This is a genomic window from Mucilaginibacter ginkgonis (assembly GCF_009754905.2).
GTDB classification, from domain to species: Bacteria; Bacteroidota; Bacteroidia; order Sphingobacteriales; family Sphingobacteriaceae; genus Mucilaginibacter; species Mucilaginibacter ginkgonis.
This window is the reverse complement of record NZ_CP066775.1, coordinates 1712282-1739061: the sequence shown is the minus strand read 5'-3', so window position 1 is coordinate 1739061 and position 26780 is coordinate 1712282. Positions and strand designations below refer to the sequence as shown.

24 protein-coding genes are annotated in these 26780 nt (G+C 45.6%); 9 read left to right on the top strand and 15 right to left on the bottom strand.

The genetic code is table 11. From position 1 onward, the window contains the following. Window position 1 precedes the first annotated feature (1 nt). From GO620_RS08035 to GO620_RS08025, 3 genes are read right to left on the bottom strand one after another with little or no spacing between them, the layout of a single operon-like run. Window positions 2–604, bottom strand: coding sequence for a bifunctional nuclease family protein (locus GO620_RS08035; protein WP_157524064.1), 603 nt, complete (start codon window positions 602–604; stop codon window positions 2–4). A 22-nt stretch (window positions 605–626) separates the two neighbouring features. Beyond that, complete coding sequence (locus GO620_RS08030; RefSeq protein ID WP_157524062.1) at window positions 627–1604, bottom strand: electron transfer flavoprotein subunit alpha/FixB family protein; 978 nt, start codon at window positions 1602–1604, stop codon at window positions 627–629. A 25-nt stretch (window positions 1605–1629) separates the two neighbouring features. Beyond that, a complete protein-coding gene (locus tag GO620_RS08025) occupies window positions 1630–2367 on the bottom strand; it encodes an electron transfer flavoprotein subunit beta/FixA family protein (RefSeq protein ID WP_157524060.1) in 738 nt (245 codons plus the stop codon). A gap of 45 nt (window positions 2368–2412) precedes the next feature. Here GO620_RS08025 and GO620_RS08020 point away from each other — a divergent pair, with 45 nt between their 5' ends. Beyond that, complete coding sequence (locus GO620_RS08020; RefSeq protein WP_157524058.1) at window positions 2413–2754, top strand: tetratricopeptide repeat protein; 342 nt, start codon at window positions 2413–2415, stop codon at window positions 2752–2754. A 9-nt stretch (window positions 2755–2763) separates the two neighbouring features. Next, on the top strand, window positions 2764–3963 hold the full coding sequence (chrA, locus tag GO620_RS08015; protein ID WP_244139480.1) for a chromate efflux transporter: 1200 nt from the start codon (window positions 2764–2766) through the stop codon (window positions 3961–3963). A gap of 227 nt (window positions 3964–4190) precedes the next feature. On the opposite strand, the gene dnaB is transcribed toward chrA, so the two are convergent. Continuing rightward, the gene (gene dnaB, locus GO620_RS08010) at window positions 4191–5741 is read right to left on the bottom strand and encodes a replicative DNA helicase (RefSeq protein ID WP_157524056.1); all 1551 of its coding nucleotides are present in this window, start codon (window positions 5739–5741) and stop codon (window positions 4191–4193) included. A 294-nt stretch (window positions 5742–6035) separates the two neighbouring features. Between dnaB and rlmB the strand changes: the two genes are divergently transcribed. Next, a complete protein-coding gene (rlmB, locus tag GO620_RS08005) occupies window positions 6036–6800 on the top strand; it encodes a 23S rRNA (guanosine(2251)-2'-O)-methyltransferase RlmB (RefSeq protein WP_244139479.1) in 765 nt (254 codons plus the stop codon). A gap of 202 nt (window positions 6801–7002) precedes the next feature. Here the strand turns inward: rlmB and GO620_RS08000 are convergent, their stop codons facing one another. The 8 genes from GO620_RS08000 to mnmA all read right to left on the bottom strand — a co-directional run bounded on the left by GO620_RS08000 (window position 7003) and on the right by mnmA (window position 18762). Beyond that, entirely contained in the window at window positions 7003–7881 is an 879-nt protein-coding gene (locus tag GO620_RS08000; RefSeq protein ID WP_157524054.1) for a bifunctional 5,10-methylenetetrahydrofolate dehydrogenase/5,10-methenyltetrahydrofolate cyclohydrolase, read from the bottom strand. Between the two features lie 112 nt (window positions 7882–7993). Beyond that, window positions 7994–9781 (bottom strand): translation elongation factor 4, encoded by a 1788-nt coding sequence (gene lepA / locus GO620_RS07995; RefSeq protein ID WP_157524052.1) that lies wholly within the window; start codon window positions 9779–9781, stop codon window positions 7994–7996. Between the two features lie 207 nt (window positions 9782–9988). Further along, window positions 9989–10741, bottom strand: a complete 753-nt coding sequence (bla, locus tag GO620_RS07990) for a subclass B1 metallo-beta-lactamase (RefSeq protein ID WP_157524050.1) — start codon at window positions 10739–10741, stop codon at window positions 9989–9991. Between the two features lie 43 nt (window positions 10742–10784). Then, window positions 10785–11327, bottom strand: coding sequence for a hypothetical protein (locus GO620_RS07985; protein ID WP_157524048.1), 543 nt, complete (start codon window positions 11325–11327; stop codon window positions 10785–10787). Beyond that, window positions 11312–12307, bottom strand: a complete 996-nt coding sequence (locus GO620_RS07980; RefSeq protein WP_157524046.1) for a PorP/SprF family type IX secretion system membrane protein — start codon at window positions 12305–12307, stop codon at window positions 11312–11314. Before GO620_RS07980 ends, GO620_RS07985 begins: the two co-directional genes overlap by 16 nt. 4 nt (window positions 12308–12311) lie before the next feature. Further along, the gene (locus tag GO620_RS07975) at window positions 12312–14726 is read right to left on the bottom strand and encodes a gliding motility-associated C-terminal domain-containing protein (RefSeq protein WP_157524044.1); all 2415 of its coding nucleotides are present in this window, start codon (window positions 14724–14726) and stop codon (window positions 12312–12314) included. A gap of 75 nt (window positions 14727–14801) precedes the next feature. Then, window positions 14802–17234 carry a type I DNA topoisomerase gene (gene topA, locus GO620_RS07970; protein ID WP_157524042.1) on the bottom strand — a complete coding sequence of 811 codons (2433 nt, stop codon included), beginning with the start codon at window positions 17232–17234 and terminating at the stop codon, window positions 14802–14804. 439 nt (window positions 17235–17673) lie between these two features. Beyond that, entirely contained in the window at window positions 17674–18762 is a 1089-nt protein-coding gene (mnmA, locus tag GO620_RS07965) for a tRNA 2-thiouridine(34) synthase MnmA (protein ID WP_157524040.1), read from the bottom strand. A 371-nt stretch (window positions 18763–19133) separates the two neighbouring features. On the opposite strand from mnmA, the gene GO620_RS07960 reads away from it, so the two are divergent. From GO620_RS07960 to GO620_RS07950, 3 genes are read left to right on the top strand one after another with little or no spacing between them, the layout of a single operon-like run. Next, on the top strand, window positions 19134–19601 hold the full coding sequence (locus GO620_RS07960) for a RidA family protein (protein ID WP_157524038.1): 468 nt from the start codon (window positions 19134–19136) through the stop codon (window positions 19599–19601). Continuing rightward, a complete protein-coding gene (locus GO620_RS07955; protein ID WP_157524036.1) occupies window positions 19598–20716 on the top strand; it encodes a D-TA family PLP-dependent enzyme in 1119 nt (372 codons plus the stop codon). The genes GO620_RS07960 and GO620_RS07955 overlap by 4 nt, the downstream gene beginning before the upstream one ends. Continuing rightward, a complete protein-coding gene (locus GO620_RS07950; protein ID WP_317198318.1) occupies window positions 20677–21786 on the top strand; it encodes a dipeptidase in 1110 nt (369 codons plus the stop codon). Before GO620_RS07955 ends, GO620_RS07950 begins: the two co-directional genes overlap by 40 nt. Here GO620_RS07950 and GO620_RS07945 read toward each other — a convergent pair. Further along, a complete protein-coding gene (locus GO620_RS07945; protein WP_157524034.1) occupies window positions 21783–22535 on the bottom strand; it encodes a YdcF family protein in 753 nt (250 codons plus the stop codon). The two genes, GO620_RS07950 and GO620_RS07945, sit on opposite strands and share 4 nt — an antisense overlap. Before the next feature lie 3 nt (window positions 22536–22538). After that, window positions 22539–22892 carry a hypothetical protein gene (locus GO620_RS07940; protein WP_157524032.1) on the bottom strand — a complete coding sequence of 118 codons (354 nt, stop codon included), beginning with the start codon at window positions 22890–22892 and terminating at the stop codon, window positions 22539–22541. Window positions 22893–23057: 165 nt separating this feature from the next. On the opposite strand from GO620_RS07940, the gene GO620_RS07935 reads away from it, so the two are divergent. Continuing rightward, window positions 23058–23408 (top strand): phosphoribosylpyrophosphate synthetase, encoded by a 351-nt coding sequence (locus GO620_RS07935; RefSeq protein WP_157524031.1) that lies wholly within the window; start codon window positions 23058–23060, stop codon window positions 23406–23408. Here GO620_RS07935 and GO620_RS07930 read toward each other — a convergent pair whose 3' ends face one another. Further along, the gene (locus tag GO620_RS07930; protein ID WP_157524029.1) at window positions 23409–23963 is read right to left on the bottom strand and encodes a hypothetical protein; all 555 of its coding nucleotides are present in this window, start codon (window positions 23961–23963) and stop codon (window positions 23409–23411) included. Window positions 23964–24046: 83 nt separating this feature from the next. On the opposite strand from GO620_RS07930, the gene GO620_RS07925 reads away from it, so the two are divergent. Together GO620_RS07925 and GO620_RS07920 are read left to right on the top strand one after the other, a co-directional pair. Then, a complete protein-coding gene (locus tag GO620_RS07925) occupies window positions 24047–25309 on the top strand; it encodes a M16 family metallopeptidase (RefSeq protein WP_157524027.1) in 1263 nt (420 codons plus the stop codon). Window positions 25310–25312: 3 nt separating this feature from the next. Continuing rightward, complete coding sequence (locus tag GO620_RS07920) at window positions 25313–26590, top strand: M16 family metallopeptidase (RefSeq protein ID WP_157524025.1); 1278 nt, start codon at window positions 25313–25315, stop codon at window positions 26588–26590. Window positions 26591–26780: the final 190 nt, after the last annotated feature.

Here is a 26780-nt window from a genome sequence, read left to right as displayed (position 1 = left end):
TCTAGGAAGATTTCCTCCTGTTCAGTTCGTCACGGATTTTTGCGGCTTTCTCATAAGCTTCGTCGCCAAGGGCAGAAGCGAGTTTAGTTTTCAACTCATCAACGCTTAATGAGCCATATCCGCTGCCACCTACAGGAACTGTATTTTTTTCTTCAGCAGGCTCGCCCATATTTTCAAGGTACACAAAGTCGTTGCCTTCAATTACAATACCAGCTGTCGACAAAATAAATTCGTGCGTGTAAATGGGGCACTCGAACCTTACCGCCATCGCAATGGCGTCAGATGTGCGGGCGTCTATCTCCATAGTTTTCTTACCGTCGGAGCAAACCAGCTTTGAGTAAAATATACCGTCGACAAGATTATAGATGATGATCTCTGTAATATTAATGCTGTAAGCCTGGGCGAAGCTTTTAAAAAGATCGTGCGTAAGCGGGCGGCTGGGCGTCATTTTCTCAATTTCAATAGCGATGGCCTGTGCCTCAAAACTGCCGATGATAATCGGCAGCCTGCGGCGGCCGCCAACTTCGCCTAACACCAATGCGTAGGCGCCGGATTGCGTTTGGCTGTAAGAAAGCCCAACAATATCCAGCTTGATCTTTTTCATATTATTCGCCATCACAAATCTTTTAAGCCGACGCTTTGTAAGCTTTAACAGCTTCTATCAATTTTGGCACCACGTCGAAAGCGTCTCCAACAATGCCATAATCGGCTACCTTGAAGAACGGCGCTTCGGCATCTTTGTTGATGACAACAATAACTTTTGATGCGCTGATACCTGCAAGATGCTGTATCGCACCGGAGATGCCTATCGCGATATATAAATTTGGACTTACTGCAATGCCGGTTTGGCCTACGTGCTCGCTGTGCGGGCGCCAACCTGCGTCTGATACCGGTTTTGAACAAGCGGTTGCGGCACCAAGCAGTTCGGCAAGATCTTCAACTAATTTGAAATTTTCAGGCCCTTTTAATCCGCGACCACCAGATACTACGATCTCAGCATCGGGTAAAGAAACCTTACCGCTTGCTTTAGCAATGTCTTTTAGCATTGCTTTAAAATCGTTTTCATCAGTTTCAACGGTAAAGGCTTGCGGTTGCGCACCGGTGGCATTCTCTACAACTTTGTAAGAGTTTGGCGTAAGTGCGATAACCTTCACAGCAGAAGTAAGTTCGACAGTCGCGAACGCTTTTCCGGAAAATGCCGTTTTTTTGATAGTGAACTTGCCGCCACTTTGTTCAGGCAAGGCAACCGCGCCATCTGCAACTCCCGCACTCAATTTCACTGCAACACGCGGGGCTAATCCGCGGCCAGAGAATGAGTTAGATATTACTACAACATCTGCCTGCTCGCTTTTAGCTGCCTGTGCGATAACTGCTGCATAAGCCTGGTTTACAAAGTTTTTAAGTTTGTCATTGCTGACAGTTAAAATCTTCTGCGCACCGTAATTACCTAACTGGCTTAATTCGCTATCAGCAACATCGCCGATTGAAATGGCCGTAACAATTGTATTATTTTGGTCCGCGATGGCGCGGGCATACGTAACGGCTTCATAAACCGATTTCTTGAATTTGCCATCCGCGTTCTCTGCATATACTAAAACCGACATATTTTAAATTTCTAGAATTTTTAAATCAGATCACTTTGGCTTCGGTGTGCAACATGTTTACCAGTTGTGCGGTTTCATCTGTGCTCACTAATTTTACCTGACCGCGTGGGGCAGGAGTTTCATAGCTTAAAATTTCCGAATAAACGGTTGCTTCAACAGGCTCTAAAACGGTTAGGGGCTTGCTGCGCGCGCCCATTATACCGCGCATGTTTGGGATTTTCGGTTCTGCCACACCCTCTGCGCAACCGGCAACAAACGGGTATGGAATGGTCAGCACTTCTTTGCCGCCTTCTATCTCGCGCTCAACTGTCGCTTCACTATCAGTAGTATCCAACTTTTTAATGATCGATACAGATGGGATGTCCAGCAATTCGCCCAGCATCGCTGCTACTTTAGACCCATTATAGTCTATCGACTCACGGCCTGTCAGAATCAGGTCGAAAGGATGCTGCTTTACGTAGGCTGCTATCTGCTCAGCTACAAAAAAGGCATCGTGCGCTGCTGAGTTGATGCGTACGGCATCAGTTGCGCCTATGGCAAGCGCCTTGCGTATCGTTGGTTCGTTAGCGGCTTCGCCCACGTGGATCACCGTAACATTACCCTTGCCACCGTCGGTTAGTTCTATTGCCCGGGCCAGAGCTATCTCATCATAAGGATTGATGATAAATTGAACGCCGGCGCTATTAAATTGCGTGTTGTTATCTGTAAAGGTTATTTTTGTAGTGGTATCGGGCACGTTGCTGATACAGACCAATATGTTCATAATTCACAGGTTTTTGCAAAGGTATTAAAAAAGGACGAGTTAAAGATGGAGCAAACCCGCTTGGAGAAGCTATTAGAATTTATAAAAAACGAACCTAACGACGAGTTTTTGCAATATGCCATTGCTACAGAATACCTTAAGTTGAACGACCATGCCCGCGCGCTTGAATATTATGAAACGCTGGTTAAAGATCATCCCGAATACTTTGGCACCTATTATCACCTTGGCAAATTATACGAATTGCTAAACCGAAAGGATGAAGCTATCGCTACTTATCAGAAAGGGATGGAAATAACCCTGGCATCACGAAATAGCCATGCTTATAATGAGCTGCAAGGTGCATTACGCATGGCGCAGGGGCTTGAAGAGGATGACGATGATTATTAAATGTAACCAGTGAGCAAGCGTTATCTGTTGTTTTTGCGCGATGTGCTGATCTACACATTTACAGCCTTCGGCGGCCCGCAGGCCCACCTGTCTGTTTTACTGCGCGAATTTGTACATAAACGTAAATACATTACCGAAGAGGAGTTGATGGAGCTGAATGCTTTGACACAAATGCTGCCCGGCCCGTCATCTACGCAAGTTGTGGTGGGCATTGGTTACAAAGTAGGGAAAGTGCCGCTGGCTGTCATGACTTTCCTGGTTTGGATATTTCCGTCGGCGGCTATTATGTGTGCAGCAGGTATTGGATATAAAAGTTTATCAGCAGGTGCCCACTTTACAGATATCATCAGGTTTATACAACCCATAGCCGTAGGTATAGTAGCATATGCCACTTACAGTTTCGCCAACAGGTTTTTAACCAGCAAGTTGAGCATCATGTTGGCGGTGGGCTCGGCCATTGTTACCCTTATTTTGCGCACGCCCTACGCGTTTCCGTTGCTGATCTTACTAGGCGGCATAATGTCATCGGCCTTAGAAACTAGACCCCAGGAAGATGAGTTGAGGCAAAAGTTGTTCTCAAACGTTAACCCCAATAAGATATCTTATTTCATAGGCGTATTACTATTCTTTGCCGTTTTGGGCACCATCATCAACCGTACATCTCCGTTTAGTTTACCCGTGCGGTTGTTCGAAAATTTTTACCGCAATGGTATCATGACGTTCGGCGGCGCACAGGTTTTAGTACCACTGATGTACACTGAGTTTGTGGCCCTAAAACATTACCTGGCAAATACCGAATTCCTTGCCGGATATGCCATACAACAAGCCTTGCCGGGGCCTACATTCGCTTTTACATCTTTTGTTGGCAGTGTGACCATGGCCAATCAGGGCTACACTATAGCCGGGCAGATACTGGGGGCCTTAGTCGCGGTTATCGGTATCAACATGCCGGGGTTGATACTTATCTTGTTCATTGTACCGTTTTGGGAAGATTTGAAAAAGATAACCCGCATTAGAAATTCGTTGAGCGGCATAAACGCGGTAGCTGTAGGATTTATGTTTACCGCGATTTTTTTGTTAGCAAAACCAATGGGATTAAATTGGGTCTCCTACCTTATAGTGGTGTTAACCTTTGTACTGTTAAAATTTACGCCGGTTAAGACTCCGTTAATCATTATTGCCGGCGTGCTGATTGGGTGGTTTTTGTAACCCCCTTAACCCCCTGAAGGGGAGAAACGCAATGACTTTGCGTTAGGGATAGCAGCGGAAAGCCCACATCCCGATAAAATCGGGAAAGGACTTGGAGCGAATAGCCCGACCCTGACGAAGTCAGGGAAACGCCCAAGGAGTTTAAGTTGCCTTTAATCTTTATGAACTATTTAACGCATAAGATTCTTCACTACGTTCAGAATGACAGTAATTTTTAAGTTTTATTTTCAAAATGGCGGCGCGTCGTCCTCCATATCATCCATACGGCTTGGGCGAATGATAAAGTTGTTCGGTTTGTCAAAGTCTTGCGAAGGAGTGAGGCCAGTAAATGCGTTTGGCGCAGCGCCAAATGAATCGAAGCCGGTATCCAAGTCTGTAAACTTCACGTACTTACCAACGAATTTCAACCGTACCCGACCTGTCTCGCCGTTACGGTGCTTGGCAATGATCACTTCACCCACACCCTGGGTTGGGTTATTGTCTTCGTCGAATTCCAGGCCGTAATATTCAGGGCGATAAAGGAACAATACCATATCCGCATCCTGCTCAATAGAACCCGACTCACGCAAATCTGAAAGCATTGGCCTTTTAGATCCGCCCGGCCTGTTTTCAACCGCCCGGCTTAACTGAGATAACGCAATTACCGGCACATTCAATTCCTTAGCTACAGATTTTAGAGCACGTGAGATACTGCCGATCTCCTGCTCACGGTTGCCGCCCTTACCATCAGATTTACCGTGCATTAATTGCAGGTAATCGATGATGATCAGTTGGATATCGTACTGAGATTTTAAACGGCGGCATTTAGCGCGGAACTCGAAAATATTAAGCGATGGGGTATCATCAATGATCAACGGCGCTTGCTCCAGGCGGCCGATCTTTGAGTGGATCTGCTGCCATTCCCATTCTTCGAGATTACCCTTACGGATCTTCTCTTGCTCTATCTGTGTCTCACCAGATATTAAACGATTAACCAATTGTACAGACGACATCTCTAAAGAGAATACTACTACCGGCTTAGAAAAATCGACAGACGCGTTGCGTGCGCAACTTAATACGAAAGCCGTTTTACCCATAGCCGGACGTGCCGCGATAATCACTAAGTCTGACCTTTGCCAGCCGGATGTAATACGGTCGAGGTCGGTAAAGCCTGATGGTACCCCGGTTAATCCGTCTTTTTTATCTTTAAGTGCTTCCAATTCTTTCAACGACTCATGCAGAATATCATCCATTTTACGTGAGTCGCGGCGCAGGTTGTTTTGCGCAATGTCGAACAGGTTTTTCTCGGCCTTATCCAACAGATCAAGCACGTCTGTCGTATCCTCGTAGGCATTGTTTATCACCTCGGTTGAGATACGGATCAATTCGCGCTGAATGAATTTTTGGATAATGATACGCGCGTGGTACTCGATATTAGCGGCAGAAGCTACGCGGTTGGTAAGCTCCGTAATGTAATACGCGCCGCCAATCATTTCCAGCTCGCCATTTTGGCGCAGTTGTGCCGTAACAGTTAGGATATCCACCGGCGAGGTTTTTTCGAACAGGGTACGGATGGCATTAAAGATCTTTTGATGTGCTTCTACGTAAAAAACGTCGGCTTTCAGCACGTCGATAACAGATGATAAGGCGTCTTTCTCCAGCATCAATGCGCCTAACACTGCTTCTTCAAGGTCGCGGGCCTGTGGCGGTAATTTGCCTAAAGTGCTAGCTGCGGCTGCGAAATTACGGGTGCGGGTGCCTGTGCGGCCGGTAGTATTGTTATCGTTTTCGAAGATCATCGTGTGGGCTTACTCAAATAGTTTAACGGGGTAACAAAAATATCTAAATCGCCCACCCGAAAATAAACACTATTATTTTTAGCAAATTTACAACAATTATCTGCCAGCCAGAAACGAATTGTGATATCAACATGCTATGTGGAAAAGCTGTGAAGAACAAGGTTATGAAGTTGACAGACAGCTATGTTTATAAAAAATGCTGGTGTTGATGAATATCTTTCAACGAATGCCCTTTGACGTGTTCACTATTATGCTTTGCTAATTTTAGTACCTTCGCCAACTGATATTTAGTAAATGGCATACAGCAATTCAAGAGAACCACGCCGCGAAACCAATCAAATGGTATTTGGTATACGCGCAGTTATAGAAGCCATTAATTCCGGCAAAGAGATAGAAGCTTTGTTTATGCAGCGTGGTTTAGGCGGTGGCTTGATGATGGAATTGAAATCCTTGCTAAACGAAAATGGCATCACCGCCCAGCAGGTGCCGGTAGAAAAACTTAACCGTATTACACAGAAAAACCACCAAGGCGTTATTGCGATAATTTCACCCATTACCTACCAAAGAATTGAGGACATCGTTCCGCAGGTTTTTGAACAGGGTAAGGTGCCGCTGATATTAGTACTTGATGGCGTTACCGATGTGCGCAATATGGGGGCAATTGCCCGCACGGCCGAGTGCGCGGGTGTGGATGCAATTGTAATCCCATCAAAAGGTTCGGCACAAATAAATCCGGATGCGATTAAAACCTCCGCAGGGGCACTGTACAAAATTCCGGTTTGTCGCCACGATAATCTTTTGCAGACCGTTAAGTTTTTGCAGGAGAGTGGCTTACAGGTGGTTTGTTGTACAGAGAAAACAGAAACATCAATTTACAGCATTGACTATTCGCTACCCACAGCCATTGTAATGGGTTCAGAAGAAGACGGCATCCGCAACGAAATCATACGCAGCGCAGAGCACTTGGCCAAGATTCCTATGTTTGGCGAGATTGCTTCTTTGAATGTATCTGTTTCTGCCGCTGTAATCATTTATGAAGCGGTAAGGCAAAGGTCTTAAATGTGCAGATGCGAGAATGTGCGGATGTGCAGATAATTTTGGTTTAAAATAGATAGCGATGTGCAGCCTATTTATCATCTCGAGCAACGAAGCGATCTCAGGGTAAAATCATTATGTCATGCAGAGCGTAGCGAAGCATCTTATTAAGCAATGCATTTACGCATAAGATTCCTCGCTGGCTCGGAATGACACTATCAAAGAATTAATAAACCGTCCCGTTAGCCGAAGCAAGGGTGTTCTTCAGTAAACCAATAATGGTCATTAAACCTACACCACCGGGAACGGGGGTTATCCACGATGTTTTTGGCGCAACGTTCTCGAAGTCGACATCACCGTATAGTTTGTAGCCGGATTTTGTACTTGCAGAGATTTCGCGGTTCATGCCTACGTCTATCACCACAGCGCCCTCCTTTACCATATCGGCGGTAATGAAATTCTTTTTACCGATAGCTACGATCAGGATATCAGCGTCAAGTGTGAATTTTTTAATGTCGGGCGTGCGGCTGTGGCACATGGTAACCGTGCAATTGCCTGGCTGAGCGTTACGCGCCATCAGGATGCTCATCGGCGAACCCACAATATTGCTGCGGCCAACAACCACGCAATGCTTACCGGCGGTTTCGATGCTGTATTCTTTAAGCATTAGCGTAATTCCGTATGGTGTAGCCGGGATGAACGATGGCAAATTACGCTGCATACGGCCCAGATTAATAGGTTGGAAACCGTCTACATCTTTGCGGTAGTCTATACGCGCTGTTACTTTTTCAGGATCGATATGTTTAGGAAGCGGAAGCTGAACAATTATGCCGTCGATGTCTTCGTCGGCGTTCAATTCTTCGACTTTTGCTAATAGTTCTTCTTCGGTAACATCGTCTTCAAACCTAACTGTACCCGACTTAAATCCAACGGCTTCGCAGTTGCGCATTTTGCTGGCCACATAAGTTTCGCTGCCGCCATCGTGCCCAACCAAAACCGCAACCAAATGCGGCTTGCGGCCGGATTTTGCGAGGTATGAAGCCGCGTCTGCGGCGATCTCGCCTTTTAATTTTTCTGAAACGTATTTTCCGTCGAGTAAATTCATGCTCCCTAACCCCTAAAGGGGGGAATTAAAGTTTAGCCCCAACCCCCTGAAGGAAGCAATACAACTTTACCACGTATTCTTACTCCCCCTTCAGGGGGCCGGGGGGTGGCTATTAGTCTAACTTAAGCACAGCCATAAATGCCGATTGCGGTATCTCTACGTTACCAACCTGGCGCATGCGTTTCTTGCCTTTTTTCTGTTTTTCTAACAGTTTACGTTTACGCGAGATATCACCACCATAACATTTTGCTGTAACATCTTTACGCAAAGCCTTCACCGTTTCGCGGGCAATGATCTTGGCACCGATTGATGCCTGTATGATGATCTCGAATTGCTGACGCGGGATTAGTTCCTTTAGTTTCTCGCAGATCTTTTTACCAAAGTCATAAGAGTTGCTGCGATGTATAAGTGATGATAACGCGTCTACAGGCTCGCTGTTCAAACGAATATCTAAACGCACCAGGTCCGACTGGCGGTAACCTATCTGGTGGTAATCGAACGATGCATAACCTTTGGATATCGTTTTTAAACGATCATAAAAATCAAAAACGATCTCACCCATAGGCATTTCAAAGATCAACTCCACACGATCCGACGTGAGGTATGATTGGTTGACAATGGTGCCGCGCTTTTGAATACACAGCGACATGATAGGGCCAACAAATTCGGCCTTAGAAATGATGCTTGCTTTAATATATGGTTCTTCAACGTATTCCAGTTTGCTTGGGTCAGGCAGGTCAGACGGGTTGTTTACCAGTAGCTGATCGCCTTTTGTGGTGTAAGCGAGGTAAGATACGTTAGGCACCGTGGTGATCACCGTCATGTCAAACTCGCGTTCCAAACGTTCCTGGATGATCTCCATATGCAGCATACCCAGGAATCCGCAACGGAAACCAAAACCTAACGCAGCAGAAGATTCGGGCTCGAAAACTAACGAAGCATCGTTCAATTGCAACTTTGCCATCGACTCGCGCAGCTCTTCATAATCTTCGGTATCAACAGGGTAAATACCCGCGAATACCATCGGTTTAACCTCTTCAAAACCTTGAATACCTTCGGCTGCGGGGCGTTCTACTAAAGTAATGGTGTCACCAACCTTAACTTCTCGCGCTTCTTTGATGCCAGAGATGATGTAACCCACATCGCCAGTCTTTATGACGTCTTTCGGTACCTGGTTCAGTTTCAACGTGCCTACCTCATCGGCAAAATATTCCTTCCCGGTAGCCATGAATTTTACCCGGGTGTTCTTTTTTATCTCGCCGTTCACCACTTTAAAATACGCGATAATGCCACGGAAAGAATTAAAAACTGAGTCAAAAATCAACGCCTGTAACGGCGCTTCGGGATCGCCAACAGGGGCGGGGACACGCTCTACAATGGCACGCAACACATCATGTACACCTAAACCGGTCTTGCCCGATGCTGCTAAGATCTCTTCGCGTTTGCAGCCTATCAGATCTACTATTTGGTCTTTCACCTCCTCAGGCATGGCGCCCGGCAAGTCCATTTTATTTAGCACCGGAATGATCTCCAGATCGTTCTCCAGCGCCAGGTACAAGTTTGATATGGTTTGCGCCTGTATACCTTGCGACGCATCTACAATTAGCAGCGCGCCTTCGCAAGCGGCAATAGACCGTGAGACCTCATAAGAAAAGTCGACGTGGCCGGGTGTATCAATCAGGTTCAGCACATATTTTTGCCCGTCAAGCTCATAGTCCATTTGTATGGCGTGGCTCTTAATGGTAATACCACGCTCACGCTCAAGGTCCATATCGTCAAGCAGTTGCGCCTGCGATTCGCGTTTGGTAACGGTTTCAGTATACTCTAACAACCTGTCGGCAAGGGTACTTTTGCCGTGGTCTATATGTGCTATGATGCAAAAATTACGTATGTGCTGCATTGAACCGCAAAAGTACGGTTTTTAAGGGAGATTTGTGGGGTTGGATTTCGGTATAATTGCGGGAGACTTCCCCTAAATAAACAACGAAATTTCAGGATTAATTATGCTTTGGCGTTACCCTCTCCCGATAACTAGCGGGACGGGCCCGCGCTATTCGCTTTATCTGCTTCGCAGGATGCCGCTTCTATCGTTAACGCGATCCCAAATCTACTTCGCCTTTCCCTGATTCAACAGATCGAGCGTGTGTCGGATAGAATCGCCGCGCCAGCCATCGTGGCCGGGGATCACAATAGCTGCATTGGGATACCGCTGCATTAAATTTTTCAGGCTGTTTGGCCATGCGTTCAGATCAGCATCCGCTATGTTACCCAAAGTGCTGTCGTCGGTGCTTTTTATCATGCAACCGCCAAACAATATTTTCTGCAGCGGGAACCAGACCACAATATTATCCGCTGTGTGGCCCGCGCCCGGAAAATAGATATTGGCCGGAGTAATGCCGGCATAAAGAACAGTGTCAGTGCTTTGCAAAGGAGTTAGATCTCTTTGCAGTTTAGGGTCAACCCTGGCTATTGTAGCTGCAGTAGCGTAGGCTTTTATACCGCGCTGATGGTAAACATCAAGTCCGCCAACGCGGTCGGCGTGATAATGCGTATGAATAGAGAACAGAATTGGTTTGTGCCGGGTGCTGTCTATCCAGGTTAACAATTGCCTTGTCTGCAAAGTATCCCAAGGCGCGTCAACAATTATGAGCCCTGTCTCGCCTTCACAGATCAATCCGTTTGCAGAAACTTGCTGACCGTTGTAATTGCCGTACGATTGATAAATCCAAAAACCCGGTGCAATGGAATCAACTTTTATTTTAGTTGGTGTTGTTTGGGCAAAGGTTTGTAGACCGGCAATTAAAACGCTGACGAAAGTCAGAAGGACTGCAAATTTGTTGAACATAGCTGTGTTTTGCATAACAAAGTTTGACTATCCAAAAATGTTTGTTCGCGATAGTAATTTATTGCAATGCAGGCTGGAAGCACCTGAACATTTCTGTAAACAGGGATTCATCCGGCGCAAAAACTTCTGAAAATTTAAAATTGAACGCTGAGTTGATCTCTATCGTTTTTACCGGTGTAGCTGCCAGCTTTTGAATAATGTCGGATGGCAGATCAACAGAATAACTATTCAAATGGATATTTGGATTGTCGGTTTTGCCAATCGCGACAAACCTCATTGGTAGTTTAATTTGTTCACCAGAGGTAAAGTTTATCACTAACCATTGTCCTTTGCGTAGAATATTGGAAAATGCAAACTTCAAATTAAGCGTGTAGGCAGGGCCGTTGCTTTTTACTGTCTGCGAAAGGATTAATGACAATGCGTTATAATCTGTAGTTGTGCGGTTGTAGATATACCGTTCAGGTATTTCTGAGAATATTACGCCGTTTCTCTTTACTTTTTTGATTACGCATTGCGCGTCTACAACCGGAGAGAAAAGACTTGTGAGCGCTGCGATTATGGCAGTAACAACTAAAAATTTGAGGGTTAAAATCTTAGGCATCTGTCGGGTGTTTTTGAACCAACGCGGTACATCAAAGAAACTTCAAAAGTGGCCGGGTGATAATTTAATGAGCTATAAGATGTTTCGTAATTAAAGCCCGCACTAAAATTCTGAATATCAGCGCCAAGATAAGGTATAAAGGTGTTATTGTTGGCATACCACAAACCCGCGTAAAAGTTAACCCTACCAGTTCCCCGAAAACGGTCGAAAGGGCGTTTAAGGCACCAGGCGCCGCCGATACGGCTATCCGTTGCTTCCGCCTGTTTTGAGTAAATGCCGCTGAACAAAACAGAAGATACAGGCGAGATATTTATCTCGCCACCTGCAGAGAGCGTTTTGCGATAGGGTATCGTGCTAACGGTATTAAATAGTGATTCCACAGGTTTGGCAATGTGGTAAAGTGACACGCCGGCGTAAAAGTTAGCTTGTTCTAAGTGCGCGGCATAGAGCAACCCGGCATGTATATCCGCATAGTTGCTGTTGGGGTTTGCGGCATTAATGTATCCCGGTAAGGTTGGGTCGAAGTCCGTACCGTTAAACTGCGTGGCAAACGTAAGCCGGTTATAGTCGAAACTTAAGGCCGCATATGTTGCCTGCACCCCCAGGGTAAGCATGTGCCGCCCTTCTTCTGCCAAACTCTTATGATATGCGGTTGAAAACGATAAATAGTTGCTTTTATATGCGCCGCTAAGTGAACTATCGAACATACCGGATACGCCTACCGCGAAAATATCATACTCAGGTATTGCATTTTCAAGGATCTTGAGATCAAATGAAAGTGATGTTGTTGAGTAAGCGGAGCCAATGTTTGCCCACTGTTGCCTCTCATTGGCTGCAAACCTTAGTTTGCCGTCAAAGAATCCGGTGTTTGCGGGGTTAACGGTCAATGGCGAAGCAAAATACTGGGAAAAATGAGGGTCTTGAGCCCTTGCGATAAAGCAGCTTAAAATAATCAAACCCGTCAGCAAATACTTTCTCATTTGGCTATTTCAAAATCAAAGTATTGCCGGTACGATGCACCAAATTTCCCAATTGGTCATATCCCTCGGCCACCCAGCTATAGGTATCCATAAAGTTTATTTTTCCATTAGTGTTACCATCCCAGCCTGCGCCCGGTGCCGCGTTTGAGGTTTGAAAAACCAGGTTTCCCCAGCGGTTATATACCTTAAAAACTTTAAGTAACTTAATACCGATAAGGAAAGGATACAACCTGTCGTTTGTGGTTTGTCCCGGCGTAAAAGCCTTTGGTACTTTTATATCAGGTACCTCTGCTACAATAATTTTTACGGCCGCACTTGTATCGCAACCATAAACGTTCTCGGCTTTGATATAATAAGTACCTGTTGCCGATACCTTGTATTGATTGGGTACCCTAATTGTGAGAGTGGAGTCTAAATAATAAGAGAAATATAGTCTTGGCGAGCTGCCTGCAGTTACGGCAGGCGCAGCCAGATTTATAGTTTGTGGTTGATAGACACCTGCCGGCGCTGTGATTTTAAGTACCGGTAACTTATGGATGCCAACTAGAACAGAGTCTACCGTTTCGCAGCCAAAAACACTTGTGGCCTTAATATAATACTTTCCACTGTCTGTAACACTTGTGGGATTATTAAGCGCGATCGTCGCTTTGGCATCTCGCCAGTAACTCAATTTGTTGATGTCTTTACTGCCTTTTGTAATGTATGCCTGCGTTATGTCTACATTGCCCGGAAGGCAAACATCTTTCGGCGCCGTAATTTTTAAAGTAGGAAGGCTGTGAACGGTGACATTAACCGGTTTAATAACCTGACAGGCATTGGGGTCTATCAGTTTGATGTAGTAAACACCGCTATCAATTATTTTTGTTGGGTCAACCAGCGGCACGGTCGCGTTGACATCTTTCCAATAACTTAATACACCACCGGTTGATGTGTTGTTAGCTATGCCGGGTGTTGTGATATCGACCGTGCTGGGAAAACAAACCGCCCCTGGGTCTTGGACAACAAGGTCAATAGGCGGATAGAAAGTTATGTTAACCGCCTGTATGGTGCTGCATCCGTATTTATTGGTTCCAACAATATAGTAGGTACCAGCAGCTTTTACTTTGCTGTAGTCTGTTAGGGGTACGGTCGCGTTAGCATCCGCAAAAAAGGTATAAGTAAGGCCGGCATCGCTTCCTGCAACTATCGCTGCAGCGCTTAGGTCCACAGTTTCGTAGCTGCAGGCAGTAGGTGGATTAGTGACCTTTAAATTTGGTTTAGGGTTTACCGTTACATTAACAGACTGGGTTAACGAACCGCAGGTGAGATTATAGGCCTGGATATAATAGGTACCGCTTGTAGCTATTGCTTTTGGATCATCAACCGGATTGGTGCACGCAGCATCTGTAAATACGTTTATCACGGCCAGGTCATCCGTTACTTTTACGGCTTTGGTAACATCAACTGTTGCAGGGTAGCAAACAGCAGGCGGGTCTGTCACCGTCATCGCTAAAGAACTTTTGTGCAACGTAGTGGTTAGTGTGGCTGCACAGCCAAAACCATCGTAAGGGGTCAGGTCGAGAATCACCTTTTGGCCGTCTACGGGTTTTATGATCAAGGGGTTGGTTGTCCCCAACAATGTCGACCTGTCTTCATTATACCACTGATAAGTGGCGTAACCTGCAGGCCCTAACAGTGGCACATCTGTTGTATTAGCGCAATAATTGTTACCATTTATAATACTTGAACAAGTGCGGTTAACGTCTATATAGGCGTAGCCAAAGTGGCCGCCTTGCGTACAATCAGCAGTGGTAAATTCTAATTGCATCTGCCTGCCCTTAAATGCCGAAAGATCAATGGTAACAGGCGTCCAGCCCTTGTAAATAACCATGTTGCTTACTGTTGACTTTTTAAAGCCGGGGATATTAGCGGTTGCAACGTAGTTGAAGGATGAACAGGAGATGTAGGTATTGGTAGTAAGGTCCAAAACTTTTGCAGTAAACCTTGGCTGTTGCTCTGCGGAGTGGTTTGGATCTTGCAGCACCACAGCGTACTGATAGGTAAGGGCAAAATCTGTTTGCGGCACTGTAAAGTTGTAAGACAGGCGTTCTGCCTGGGCACCGGTACCGTCATTGCCCAACCTTACAGCATATTTGCTGCCATCAGGCGGGGTGATGGGAAACTTGCCATACGGGTCAAGCTGGGTACCCTTGGGAATAATGGTATGAACGCCATTCGTGGGTGAACTTTGATTTACAGAAATATAATTGGTCTGACCGGAAGAAGAAGTCACGCCACGATAACAGGTCCATTGATTAAAATCACCGTTTTCAAAATCAACATTTACAGGACAGCCTTGCGCAAAACTAATCCGTGGCACTGCGGCAGCAGCAATGAATACGATAATAAAAATACAGTTTCGTAAAAGTTTAAGCTTCAAATGATAAGGTTAATTGTGGTTGATTATCAGCTACTATACTCAACAAAACTAACCAAAATTTAGCTTTAAGACAATTTATTTCTTACCTGTGGATTTCTTAGCCGGCGCATTCTTAGCCGGCGATTTTTTCGCGGCTTGCTTCTTCGCCGTAGTTGCTTTTTTTGCTGCCGGAGCAGCTTTTGCAGCTATCACTTTGCCAAATCGTCCTTTTTTAGGTTCGGCGGCGGTAGCATCTGCAAGCGCTTTCACCTCATCGAAAGTAAGCGTATGCGGGTCTTTATCTTTAGGAATTTTAACGTTCAGTTTTTCAAATTCTATGTATGGTCCCCAGCGGCCATTAAGGATCTTTACCTCGGGATTTTCATCGAAGGTTTTGATCAATCTTTCTGCATCACGCTTGCGTTTATCAAGAATAATCTCAATTGCCTGATCTTCTGCAACGTCTAACGGATCTATACCTTTAGGAAGCGAATAGAACGCACTATTATGGCGTATGTAAGGTCCGAATTTGCCGATAGCTACGGTCATCTCCTTTTCTTCAAACAGGCCAACTTTTTTAGGCAACTTGAATAGTTCCAATGCCTCCTCAAGGCTGATTGTTTCTATCATCTGGCCCGCACGCAGGCTGGCATATTGTTTCTGCTCATCGTCCGCTTCGCCGATTTGCACAAAGGGCCCGTAACGGCCGATACGAACTGAAAGCTTTTTGCCGCTTTCGGGGTGAACGCCTAATTCGCGCTCCCCGCTGGCGCGGTCAGCGGTTGCTTTGGTGGTTTCTACTTCCTGATGAAACGGGTCGTAAAACTTGCGGATCATAACCGTCCATTCCTGCAAGCCCTGTGCAATTTCGTCGAACTGCTTCTCAACACCTGCGGTAAAATGATAGTCGACAATACCATTAAAATGCTGCACCAGAAAATCGTTCACTACCGCGCCAATGTCGGTCGGGAACATTTTGTTCTTATCGGCTCCTGTTATTTCGGTCTTTTCTTCTTTAGCTATGCTGCTGTTCTTTAAGGTTAGTACACGGTAGGCGCGTGTTTTGCCTTCGCGCTCTTCTTTAACCACATATCCGCGGTTTTGGATAGTAGAAATGGTAGGGGCATAGGTAGACGGCCTGCCAATGCCCAGTTCCTCCAGTTTTTTTACCAGGCTTGCTTCCGTGTATCTTGCCGGGGGACGTGAGTAACGCTCCACCGCCGTCATTTCTGTTAATGATAATAATTGCCCTTTGGTTAACGGTGGCAGTATGGCGCTGTCGCCTTCTTCAATATTGTCTTCCTTTTCGTCCTCGTCAGTAGACTCCAGATAAACCTTCAGGAAGCCATCAAATTTCATCACCTCACCGTTCGCCACAAGTTCTTCCGGGCGGGTAGATACGCTGATTCGTGCAACGGTACGCTCAAATTGAGCTTCGCTCATTTGCGATGCGATGGCGCGTTTCCAAATCAGTTCGTACAAACGTTTTTCCGCGTTATCGCCCTCAAAACTGTGGACATTGAAGTAAGTTGGACGGATGGCTTCGTGCGCCTCCTGCGCGCTGGCCGATTTAGTTTTATATTGCCTTTGCTGATGATATTGCTGTCCGTAAGCCGAAACGATTTCGCTTGCGGCAGCATTTAACGCTGTGTCCGACAAGTTAACAGAATCGGTACGCATATATGTGATACGGCCCGATTCATAAAGTTTCTGTGCTACAGACATCGTCCTCGATACAGAAAAGCCAAGTTTGCGGCTGGCTTCTTGCTGCAGGGTTGAGGTAGTGAATGGCGCAGCCGGCGAACGTTTTGCCGGGCGTGTATCCAGAGACTTGACATTGAAATCAGCACCTATACAATCGTTCAGGAACTTTTCGGCATCCTCTTGCTTTGCGAAACGCTCATTCAGTTCGGCTTTAAATGCCTCACGGCCTTTACCAAAAATGGCAGTTACACGGAAGGCGGCTTCAGACTGAAATTTGTTGATCTCGCGCTCGCGGTCTACGATCAATCTCACGGCAACAGATTGCACACGACCGGCTGATAAAGACGGTTTAACTTTCTTCCACAAAACGGGCGAAAGCTCAAAACCCACCAAACGGTCTAAAACCCTGCGTGCCTGCTGGGCATTTACCAAATGGTAGTTAATGGTGCGCGGATTTTCAATTGCGCGTATGATGGCCGGCTTTGTAATCTCGTGAAATACAATCCGGCGGGTATTAGCTTCTTTAAGCCCAAGTGTCTCAAACAAATGCCATGATATGGCTTCCCCCTCACGGTCCTCATCGGATGCGAGCCATATCACCTCTGCCTCTTTTGCTAATTTTTTTAACTCGCTCACTACCTGTTTTTTATCGGCAGGTACTTCATATTTCTGTTGAAAATCATGAGCGATATCTATGGCATCTTCAGACTTTACCAGATCGCGGATATGGCCATAACTCGACTTTACAACAAAGTCTTTGCCCAGATATCCTTCTATAGTTTTGGCCTTCGCCGGTGATTCTACGATCAGTAAATTTTTTGCCATTATTCTGCAAATAAACACAAAGAAACCGAAACGCAAATTTTTGCTTTGGTTTTAGATTGTGATTTTAACCGTTAACTAAATAGTGATAGAAAGGTTTGCGCCTCACCCAACCTTCTCCAAAGGAGAGGGCTTAATTTGCGCTAACTGCTTCATCCAAGTTACTTGTACTTCATTGCCTTCAGGATTATGAACCTGACTATAGCAAAACCATTTTAATTTTCTGTCACTCGGCTAGAGCCGAGCGACTGCCAGAGCTGATGCCCTAATCTGAGTTTGTGTTTTAGGGCGTTACCCCGATAGATCGGGGTCGGGCCATTCGCTCTATCTGCTGCGCAGGATGGCGCTGTTGTCCCTAACGCAAATCGTCTGAACCAGAATTTTAGGATTGTCAGAATTAAAAGCAAATCTAAATTCGAAATTGAACATTCGAAATTCGATATTACATCAAAAATCCACCGCCAAGCAGGTCATTGCCTTCGTAAAACACGGCAGACTGGCCGGGTGCAATACCTGACACATTGTGCACAAAGTCTACTTTCATGTGATCGCCAAGTTGCTGAATGCTGCTGGTAGCGCCGGCGTCTTTATAGCGTATTTTAGTTATAGCCTCAATCGGCTCAAAAATGTTTTCGTACTTAATGAGGTTCAGGTTCTTCACCCAGGCTTGTTTCCTTTCCAGTTGTTCTTGCGGGCCCAGGGTAACAGTATTGGTTGCCGGGTCTATCTTCGTAACAAAAGCCGGATAACCTAAAGCTATACCTAATCCCTTACGCTGGCCGATGGTATAGAATGGATATCCCTGATGTTTACCTACAACAGTGCCATCCTGCAAGATATAGTTACCCGGGCCTATTCGCTCGTCGAGGTCTTCTACCTTGTGGCGAAGAAACGCGCGATAGTCGTTATCAGGCACAAAGCAGATCTCGTAACTTTCGCTTTTGTTGGCTAGTTCCAACTGACCCATGTCTAGCGCCATTTGGCGTATTTCCGATTTCGCAAAACTACCCAAAGGGAACTTGGTACGTGCCAGATTTTGCTGCGATACACCCCAAAGCACGTAAGACTGATCTTTATTTTCGTCCTTACCTTTCGAAATCACGTGACGGCCGTTATCATGCCGGCGGATGTTCGCGTAGTGGCCGGTGGCAATAAACTCACAGTCGAGCTTGTCTGCACGTTTAAGCAGGGCATCCCACTTAATATGCGTGTTACATAAGACACATGGATTAGGTGTGCGGCCGGCAAGATATTCGTCTACGAAGTTATCGATCACAAAATCGCCAAATTCGCTGCGGATGTCTAAAATGTAATGCGGGAAACCGTAACCAACGGCAAGCGAGCGGGCATCGTTAATGCTATCCAAACTGCAGCAACCGGTTTCCTTGCTACTACCGCCAGATGAGGCATAGTCCCAGGTCTTCATGGTAAGGCCAATCACTTCATAGCCCTGCTCATGCAGCATCACTGCCGCTACAGAACTATCAACCCCGCCACTCATGGCTACCAATATCCTACCGTGCTTACTCATAAAACGCTGCAAAAGTACGGTTTTTAAAGCGGTAACTGATTGTGCGTACGTCAGTGAGGGGTAAAATACACTTCAGCCCAACTTGTCCCAGAGAAGACTTATGAGAGAACGTCTTTTTCGCTTAAGTGTAATGGTGTATAATTGTAAAAAACGATCCGATGCAAAAATGCGTTAGCGATTGAAACGGATACCGCCCGCCGAAGGCGGAGGTATGAGCGTAAAGCGCGACCCGCAACGCGGGTAACGCTATAATTATTAGATTATTAAATAAAATAAACGACAGCATTAATTTATAGAAGATACAAAGCCTAAACTTCCTTTCATAAAATCTATAAACACAAATTAGTCTTACCTTAATAAAAAACAACACGATGCCTACACCGGAAGAAAATTTTGCCGCCCTTAATCTACAATTGCCGCCTGCACCGTCGCCATTAGGTGTTTATAAACCTTGCCTGGTCGATGGTAAATATCTGTACCTCTCAGGCCACGGAACAGTTCAACAGGATGGTACCTTGATTATTGGCCGTGTCGGCGAAACCATTGATCAAGACAATGCGAAACTTGCAGCGAGACAGGTTGGCCTGGCAATGTTGTCGACAATTAAACAGAACTTAGGCAGCTTAGACAAAATAAAGCGCGTTATCAAGGTGCTAGGTATGGTTAACTGCACCCCGGATTTTGAAAAGCACCCTTTCGTGATCAATGGCTGCAGCGAGCTTTTTGCGAGTGTTTGGGGTATCGACAACGGTATTGGTGTACGCAGTGCTGTAGGTATGGGCTCGCTGCCCGATAATATTCCTGTTGAGATAGAGGCGATGTTTGAACTGGCAGAATGAGCGATCAAACTTTAAAGTGGTTTGAGCTTGCCGATGCAGGCGAAGTAGATTCGCCTGCCTTGTTGGTTTATCCGCAAAGGGTAAAGCATAATATCGACCTTGCAATACACATGGTTGGCGACCCTGCGAGATTGCGACCACATATTAAAACGCATAAGTGTGTAGAAGTCGCTCAGTTACAGATCGCAGCCGGTATCACTCAATTTAAATGTGCTACCATTGCCGAAGCCGAATTATTAGGAATGGCGGGCGCGGCAGATGTGTTATTAGCGTATCAACCCGTTGGTCCCAAGCTAAAACGCTTTGTCGAAGTGATAAAAATGTGTCCGCAGACACTTTATTACTGTCTCGTGGATAATATGCACTCGGCCAATGAAGTGTCAACAGCTGCTTTAGCCCATAATACAAAAATCCCTGTCTACGTAGATATAAATGTTGGGATGAACCGCACGGGACTGGTACCGGATAAAGTGGCAGAATCGTATCTGCAGCTTTTTGCATTGCAAGGTGTAAAGCCACTGGGTTTACATGCTTACGATGGTCATATCCACGAACCCGACATTGATGTTCGAAACTTTAAAGCTGCTGCGATACACGAACAATTAAAAGCTATTACGAGAGAAATTAAGAAAGCCGGTTTACCTGAGCCCATCATTGTCGCGGGCGGCACACCAACATTTCCGTTCTGGGCGCAGCAACAGGAAGTAATTTGCAGCCCTGGAACGTTCGTTTATTGGGACGCCGGTTATGCCGCGACGTGTAAAGAACAAGAGTTTTTGCCCGCTGCAGTTTTGTTGACTCGGGTCATTTCTTTGCCCAACGATACTACCGTTTGCCTCGATTTGGGACACAAATCTGTGGCGGCTGAAAACACGATAGACAAGCGGGTTAGCTTCCTTAATGCCCCCGATCTGCAGATCATAGGCCAAAGTGAAGAACACCTGGTTGCCGAAGCTGGAGTAGGGCATACGTACCAGCCCGGCGACGTTATTTATTTATTGCCCTGCCATGTTTGCCCAACCGTCGCGCTTTTTGAGCGCATGTTAACAGTAGAACTTAATCACGTTACCGGCGAGTGGCTGAACCTGGCAAGAAACCGCAAAATAACCTGCTGATGTTTATTGTTGACGCACATTTGGATCTTAGTATGAACGCGCTGGAATGGAACCGCGACCTGCGGCAACCGGTAGCTGATATAAACGCGCGTGAAGCCGGGCTGAACGATAAACCCGACAGGGGTAAGGCGACGGTATCACTACCCGAATTGCGTAAAGGCAATATTGGTTTAGTAGTCGCGACGCAGATAGGAAGATATGTAGCGCCCGATAACCCTTTACCGGGGTGGCACTCGCCGCAGCAGGCCTGGGCGCAAACACAAGGGCAGCTAGCCTGGTATAAAGCCATGGAAGCCGAGGGCGAGATGGTACAGGTTGCCGACTTGCTAACGCTGGAAAAGCATTTGACACTTTGGAATAATGGCGAGCCGAATGACGCCAAACCGGTAGGATATATTTTGAGTCTCGAAGGGGCTGACTCGATCATTGATGTAAGTTACCTGGAAAAAGCATATCAAAGCGGGTTACGGGCTGTCGGTCCGGCGCATTACGGCCCGGGGCGGTACGCAAACGGTACAGATGCTACGGGGCGCCTTAGTCGACAGGGTTTTGAGTTGCTAAAAGAGATGGAGCGGTTGAACATTATTTTAGACGCAACGCATTTATGCGATGACGCTTTTTGGGATGCGCTAAACGTATTTGGTGGTCATGTATGGGCCAGCCACAACAACTGCCGGGCATTGGTAGATCACAATCGCCAATTTAGTGATGACATGATAAAGGCTCTTATTGAAAGAGGCGCTGTCATTGGTGCAGCGCTCGATGCATGGATGATGGTGCCGGGTTGGCAGCGGGGGGTATCTGACCCAAGCGCCATGAACTGCAATATCGATGTAGCCGTTGATCATATCGATCATATCTGCCAGATAGCGGGGAACACGCTGCACGTTGGTATGGGTACAGATTTAGACGGCGCTTTTGGCCGCGAGCAGTGCCCGTATGATTTAGAAACAATTGCCGATCTGCAAAAATTTACAAGCCTGTTTGAAAAGCGTGGTTATACTTCCGTAGATATTGAAAACATGGTGCACGGAAACTGGCTTCGCTTTTTACGAAAGGCGTGGGCTTAAAACTTCCTTATTTTAGCTACTATCAATCCCACAAACTCTTTGGTGTATAGTTGCCAGCGCGCAAGCGCGTCTGCAGACGGTATAAAAGAACTGTAAGATGTTCTGCTAATGCCGGCTATGTAATTTGCGGGGTAGGGCACAACATCAAGTCCGGCTTTTTTAAAAACATAGTCAGCACGGCGCATGTGAAAAGCAGAAGTCACCAGCAAATAAGGTGGCTGCAAATGATTATCGGCAAGCAGCTTTTTAGTGAACTGAGCGTTCTCTATCGTGTTCTTAGACTTCCCTTCTATAAGTACTAAACTATCGGGCACATTCAATTTAGCCAATTCGCCGCGTACCCAGTTTGCTTCGCTAAAACCCCGGGAATCAAGGCTGCCATCACCTCCAGTAAGCAAAATATGGCTCGCTTTATTTGTATTTAATAACTCAATGCTTTCAACTAATCGATCTACGGCAACGTCAAAAAAACCGGTGCCGTCTTCTTTCTCTCCCGAGTAACCCCCTAAAACTATTACACAACTGTATTTTTTATTGTTAGGAAGTTGTGTTTGAGGATAGTCCCACAAGCGTGCATACGTATCAATAAAAAACGGAATTGAAAAAACAATTAATACACATACCAAGCTAAGTAATAAACGTTTTTTCGTTTTTTGATTTTTGGCTAACAATGCGCATAGCGCCAAAATAAGCACCCATGTGATGGGTAGTAAAAGCGGGAGTAAAACTTTTGAAAGGATAAATTGCATCCCTTAAGGATTTGTTTTTTGCACTACCTTGCCTATTGGTTTAATTAGCATGGCAAAGTGCGTGGTTTCGGTATCACCTAACTTTGCAATGGGCATGTGATCTGTATCTTGTGGCCGGGTAAAAGGCATTGGCACGGGTTGTGTCCCCCGCTGAAGAGCAGCCAGGGCGTTAGCTTTTGTTACCGCAATACGGATGCTGTCAAATTTTGTGTCGATATGTGCTTGTTTGAGATAGATACCCGGGTCGCTGAATTTTTTTATGGCATCTATTCTATCATAATTTAAACGATAGGTCTGCGCTTTAGCTGCTAAGCTAAAACATGTCAACGTGATGATAATAAAAAAGCCTTTTTTCATGACTTCAGGTTTTGTAATCAAACATAATTAATTAAATCTCAGCATTGACCAAAGCAACCGCATTTTAACATTTTTTAGGTGGTTTTAAGCAATTGCAAACAAGAGCACCGCTTTTAAGGTTTAATACTTACAACCACGCAAAACACTTACATACCAAATATCACCATGAAAAATTACGAAACTTTAGTGGATGCCACTAACGACCTTTTACAAAGAGGATATACAGCCAATTTGAGCTTCGAGGATGACAGCGATAAAATTCAGGACAAATCACAAAATATTGAATTAGGCGCAGATGACTTCGAGGTGGACGAGTTTTACCGTTTCGAGGGGCCAAGTAACCCGTCAGATATGTCAATTGTTTACGCTATCTCATCGCAGCGTTACAACCTTAAAGGCACGCTTGTAGACGCCTATGGCACATATGCTAATAGCAGCGCATCAGCGGTTGAAGCTAAGTTGCACCATCACCAGGTGAGTGACAATCTGCATGGCGAAGACCGCCCGAAAGCTTAATCATAACTTGCTCAACAGTTTCTTACCACGAGATTGCATGGCCGCACTGCCATCGCGCATCAGGTAAATAAGCTGCTCCTTTAATTCGCCGCCTATCCATTGGTACCTGTCTTTAAGATTGAACAATGTTTGGGCGGCGAACACTTTTACAGCCACCAGCACATTTGGGTCTATCAACCAATCAAAACACTTCGACACGATAGGTTCGAGGTCGATATATATTAGCGCATTTTTAATTATCTTGTTGTTTGATCCTGTTAAATGCATCGCAATTTTAGCGTAATGGCGCATGCAACTCTCATACTTTACCAGCGGGAATTTTTCTATAACATAATGCAGATCATCAATACAGCCATCCGGGGAAAGCAGAATTAAATTTTCTAACAGCCACGCAGAGCGAAAGGCTCTCATTTTATCTTCATGGAAAGTTAGGTCGATAAGATCTGGCAAAAAGAATTGCTGATCCTGTAATAACGCCGTCAGCTTCACCACTTTAGTTTTAGTAAGTGTGGTTTCAATTTGTTTAAGCAGTTCTTCTTTACTTAGTAAGGCCATTTATTTTGACAGTCCAAATATGGTATACACTGATTGCATATTTGCTTAAAATTATACATTTGCCCTTTACAAATACTTAATACATGGTTAAATTTAACCGATACACCTTAAGCAACGGCTTGCGGGTTTTAGTCCACGAAGACCATACTACGCCAATGGCGGTGGTGAATATTTTATATGATGTGGGCGCCCGCGATGAAGATGAATCGCAAACCGGTTTTGCGCATTTATTTGAACACCTGATGTTTGGCGGGTCGGTTAATATTCCTGTTTACGACGAACCTTTACAGCGCGCGGGCGGCGAAAACAACGCCTTCACCAGTAACGATATTACCAATTACTACATCACGCTTCCGGCAACCAACATAGAGACCGCCTTTTGGCTGGAAAGTGACCGCATGCTAAGCCTTGCCTTTAGCGAAAAAAGCCTTGAGGTGCAGCGCAATGTGGTAATGGAAGAATTTAAGCAACGCTACCTAAACCAGCCTTATGGCGATGTGTGGTTAAAACTGCGCCCAATGGTTTACAAGCAACATCCATATCGTTGGGCTACTATTGGTAAAGAACTGTCACATATTGAAAACGCGCACATTGATGATGTTAAGGCGTTTTTCAAAAAGCACTACAATCCGCTTAACGCAATTATGGTGATAGGTGGAGATGTAGACCCGGCACAGGTTATCAATTTGGCAGAAAAATGGTTCGGGCCTATCCCGGCAGGTGAGAAATATGTACGTAACCTCCCGGCGGAACCGCAGCAGGACGAAATTCGCCGCGATACCGTTCATGCTAACGTTCCGCTCAACGACATATACATCGCTTTTCAAGCTCCGGACCGCTTGCACAACGGATATTATGCTGTCGATCTGTTGGGTGACATTTTATCGCGCGGAAATTCGTCGCGCTTATATCGCACATTGGTGAAAGAGCAACAACTGTTTGGCGAGATACACGCTTACATTACCGGCAGCATCGATACCGGGATGTTTGTAGTAGAAGGTAAACCGTTAGAAGGTATCAGCATAGATGTTGCTGAAGCTGCAATCTGGGACCAGCTCGAGAAGATCAAAAATATGGATGTGCCCGATGACGAATTGACCAAGGTGAAAAATAAAATAGAGTCTACGTTGATGTTCTCTGAAATGTCGCTGCTCGATCGTGCCATGAACCTTGCATATTACGAATTATTAGGCGATGCCGATATGATGAACGAAGAGGCCGCCCATTATTTAAATGTTACATCTGCCGATATACGTGAGCATGCCAATAAGATCTTTAGAAAGGAAAATTCATCGACATTGATCTACATCGCAGAACCGCAAACCGCTGACCTGGAAACTGAATAAGTTATGAGCCTCGACAGAACCATATCACCGCAATTCGGCGCTATCGACCATATTAAACTGGTTGAACCTGTAAGGGTTGACTTGCCAAATGGCTGCACGCTGTTTTATTTCAATTCGGGCGGGCAAGACCTGGTGCGGATAGAGTGGATTTTTAACAACCTGCCTTTCGACTCGGCAAAGCCGATATTAAATCACGTAACAAATGCGATGATCGTAGAGGGAACAAACAGTCTTGACGCCTCGCAGATCGCGGATAAGATAGACTACTACGGTGCCTTCCTGCACGCTGATTATGGCTTTGACCATTCGCAAGTTACGATGCACAGTTTAAGCAAGCACCTGGGCGAGGTATTATCGGTTATAAAAGACATATTAACCGACGCCATCTATCCCGAACTGGAAGTGCAGACTTTTGTACGCAACCAGCAGCAAAAACTACAGGTAAGTTTAAAAAAGAATGATGTGCTGGCCCGGCGTGCGTTCAACAAAGCTGTTTATGGCAACAATACCTATGGCCACAGCACAGAGATAGCAGAACTGCAACAATTGCAGCGCGAAGATATCTTGGCGCACTACCGCGAAATGTATCAGCCGCAGAATTGCACCATATTCGCTGCAGGAAAAATTGACGAAAATACCTTAGCCCTGCTTACAGAAACGTTTGGCACAAACTGGGAAAATAAGGGCGCACCGCAACTTGCCGAGCCGCAAATTACACCGTCTTCAGAGCATTTCATATACATCGATAAACCGGGCGCTTTACAATCGGCTATCCGCATGGGCTTGCAAACCATTAACCGTACACATGAAGATTTTCCGGCCTTGCAGGTTTTGAACACCGTTTTAGGGGGCTATTTTAGTTCGCGTTTGATGGACAACATTCGCGAAGATAAAGGTTACACGTATGGCATCGGTTCGGGCGTTAGCTCATTAAAATATGCAGGTGCGTTATTTATTGCCACAGAAGTGGGTGCCGATGTAACTGCAGACGCGCTTAAAGAAATAGAGAAAGAGATCATCCTCTTAAAAACAGAACTGATACCTGACGATGAGCTGGCACTGGTTAAAAACTATATGCTGGGTTCACTGCTGGGAAGTTTAGAGAACATCTTTTCGCACGCCGACAAATTTAAGAACGTTTACTTCTCGGGCTTAGATTACTCATATTACGAACGATACACAGATGTTGTAAAGTCGGTTACATCAGAGCAGTTATTAGAACTCGCTAACAAATACCTCGACCTGGATAAGATGTACAGGGTTGTGGTAGGGAAGATGTAAGGTCTGTTTAGTTATCACGGTTTCAATAGGGACCTAAAGAGATATTTATTTTAAGGCGCTCAATCGCCGCTAGGCTCGTTACTTTGTGTTAGCAACAAAGTAACCAAAATGCCAAGTCAGCGCAAGGCTTCTTTTGCCGCACATGGCCTTTGCCCTGCAAAATATTTTGCAAGCATCATCACACAAGCCC

Excerpts from the sequence above, each read along its gene's own strand:
- GO620_RS08035 (WP_157524064.1), bottom strand. The coding sequence starts at position 604 with ATGAAAAAGATCAAGCTGGATATTGTTGGGCTTTCTTACAGCCAAACG.
- GO620_RS08030 (WP_157524062.1), bottom strand. The coding sequence starts at position 1,604 with ATGTCGGTTTTAGTATATGCAGAGAACGCGGATGGCAAATTCAAGAAA.
- GO620_RS08025 (WP_157524060.1), bottom strand. The coding sequence starts at position 2,367 with ATGAACATATTGGTCTGTATCAGCAACGTGCCCGATACCACTACAAAA.
- GO620_RS08020 (WP_157524058.1), top strand. The coding sequence starts at position 2,413 with ATGGAGCAAACCCGCTTGGAGAAGCTATTAGAATTTATAAAAAACGAA.
- dnaB (WP_157524056.1), bottom strand. The coding sequence starts at position 5,741 with ATGATCTTCGAAAACGATAACAATACTACCGGCCGCACAGGCACCCGC.
- rlmB (WP_244139479.1), top strand. The coding sequence starts at position 6,036 with ATGGCATACAGCAATTCAAGAGAACCACGCCGCGAAACCAATCAAATG.
- GO620_RS08000 (WP_157524054.1), bottom strand. The coding sequence starts at position 7,881 with ATGAATTTACTCGACGGAAAATACGTTTCAGAAAAATTAAAAGGCGAG.
- lepA (WP_157524052.1), bottom strand. The coding sequence starts at position 9,781 with ATGCAGCACATACGTAATTTTTGCATCATAGCACATATAGACCACGGC.
- bla (WP_157524050.1), bottom strand. The coding sequence starts at position 10,741 with ATGCAAAACACAGCTATGTTCAACAAATTTGCAGTCCTTCTGACTTTC.
- GO620_RS07985 (WP_157524048.1), bottom strand. The coding sequence starts at position 11,327 with ATGCCTAAGATTTTAACCCTCAAATTTTTAGTTGTTACTGCCATAATC.
- GO620_RS07980 (WP_157524046.1), bottom strand. The coding sequence starts at position 12,307 with ATGAGAAAGTATTTGCTGACGGGTTTGATTATTTTAAGCTGCTTTATC.
- topA (WP_157524042.1), bottom strand. The coding sequence starts at position 17,234 with ATGGCAAAAAATTTACTGATCGTAGAATCACCGGCGAAGGCCAAAACT.
- mnmA (WP_157524040.1), bottom strand. The coding sequence starts at position 18,762 with ATGAGTAAGCACGGTAGGATATTGGTAGCCATGAGTGGCGGGGTTGAT.
- GO620_RS07960 (WP_157524038.1), top strand. The coding sequence starts at position 19,134 with ATGCCTACACCGGAAGAAAATTTTGCCGCCCTTAATCTACAATTGCCG.
- GO620_RS07955 (WP_157524036.1), top strand. The coding sequence starts at position 19,598 with ATGAGCGATCAAACTTTAAAGTGGTTTGAGCTTGCCGATGCAGGCGAA.
- GO620_RS07945 (WP_157524034.1), bottom strand. The coding sequence starts at position 22,535 with ATGCAATTTATCCTTTCAAAAGTTTTACTCCCGCTTTTACTACCCATC.
- GO620_RS07940 (WP_157524032.1), bottom strand. The coding sequence starts at position 22,892 with ATGAAAAAAGGCTTTTTTATTATCATCACGTTGACATGTTTTAGCTTA.
- GO620_RS07935 (WP_157524031.1), top strand. The coding sequence starts at position 23,058 with ATGAAAAATTACGAAACTTTAGTGGATGCCACTAACGACCTTTTACAA.
- GO620_RS07930 (WP_157524029.1), bottom strand. The coding sequence starts at position 23,963 with ATGGCCTTACTAAGTAAAGAAGAACTGCTTAAACAAATTGAAACCACA.
- GO620_RS07925 (WP_157524027.1), top strand. The coding sequence starts at position 24,047 with ATGGTTAAATTTAACCGATACACCTTAAGCAACGGCTTGCGGGTTTTA.
- GO620_RS07920 (WP_157524025.1), top strand. The coding sequence starts at position 25,313 with ATGAGCCTCGACAGAACCATATCACCGCAATTCGGCGCTATCGACCAT.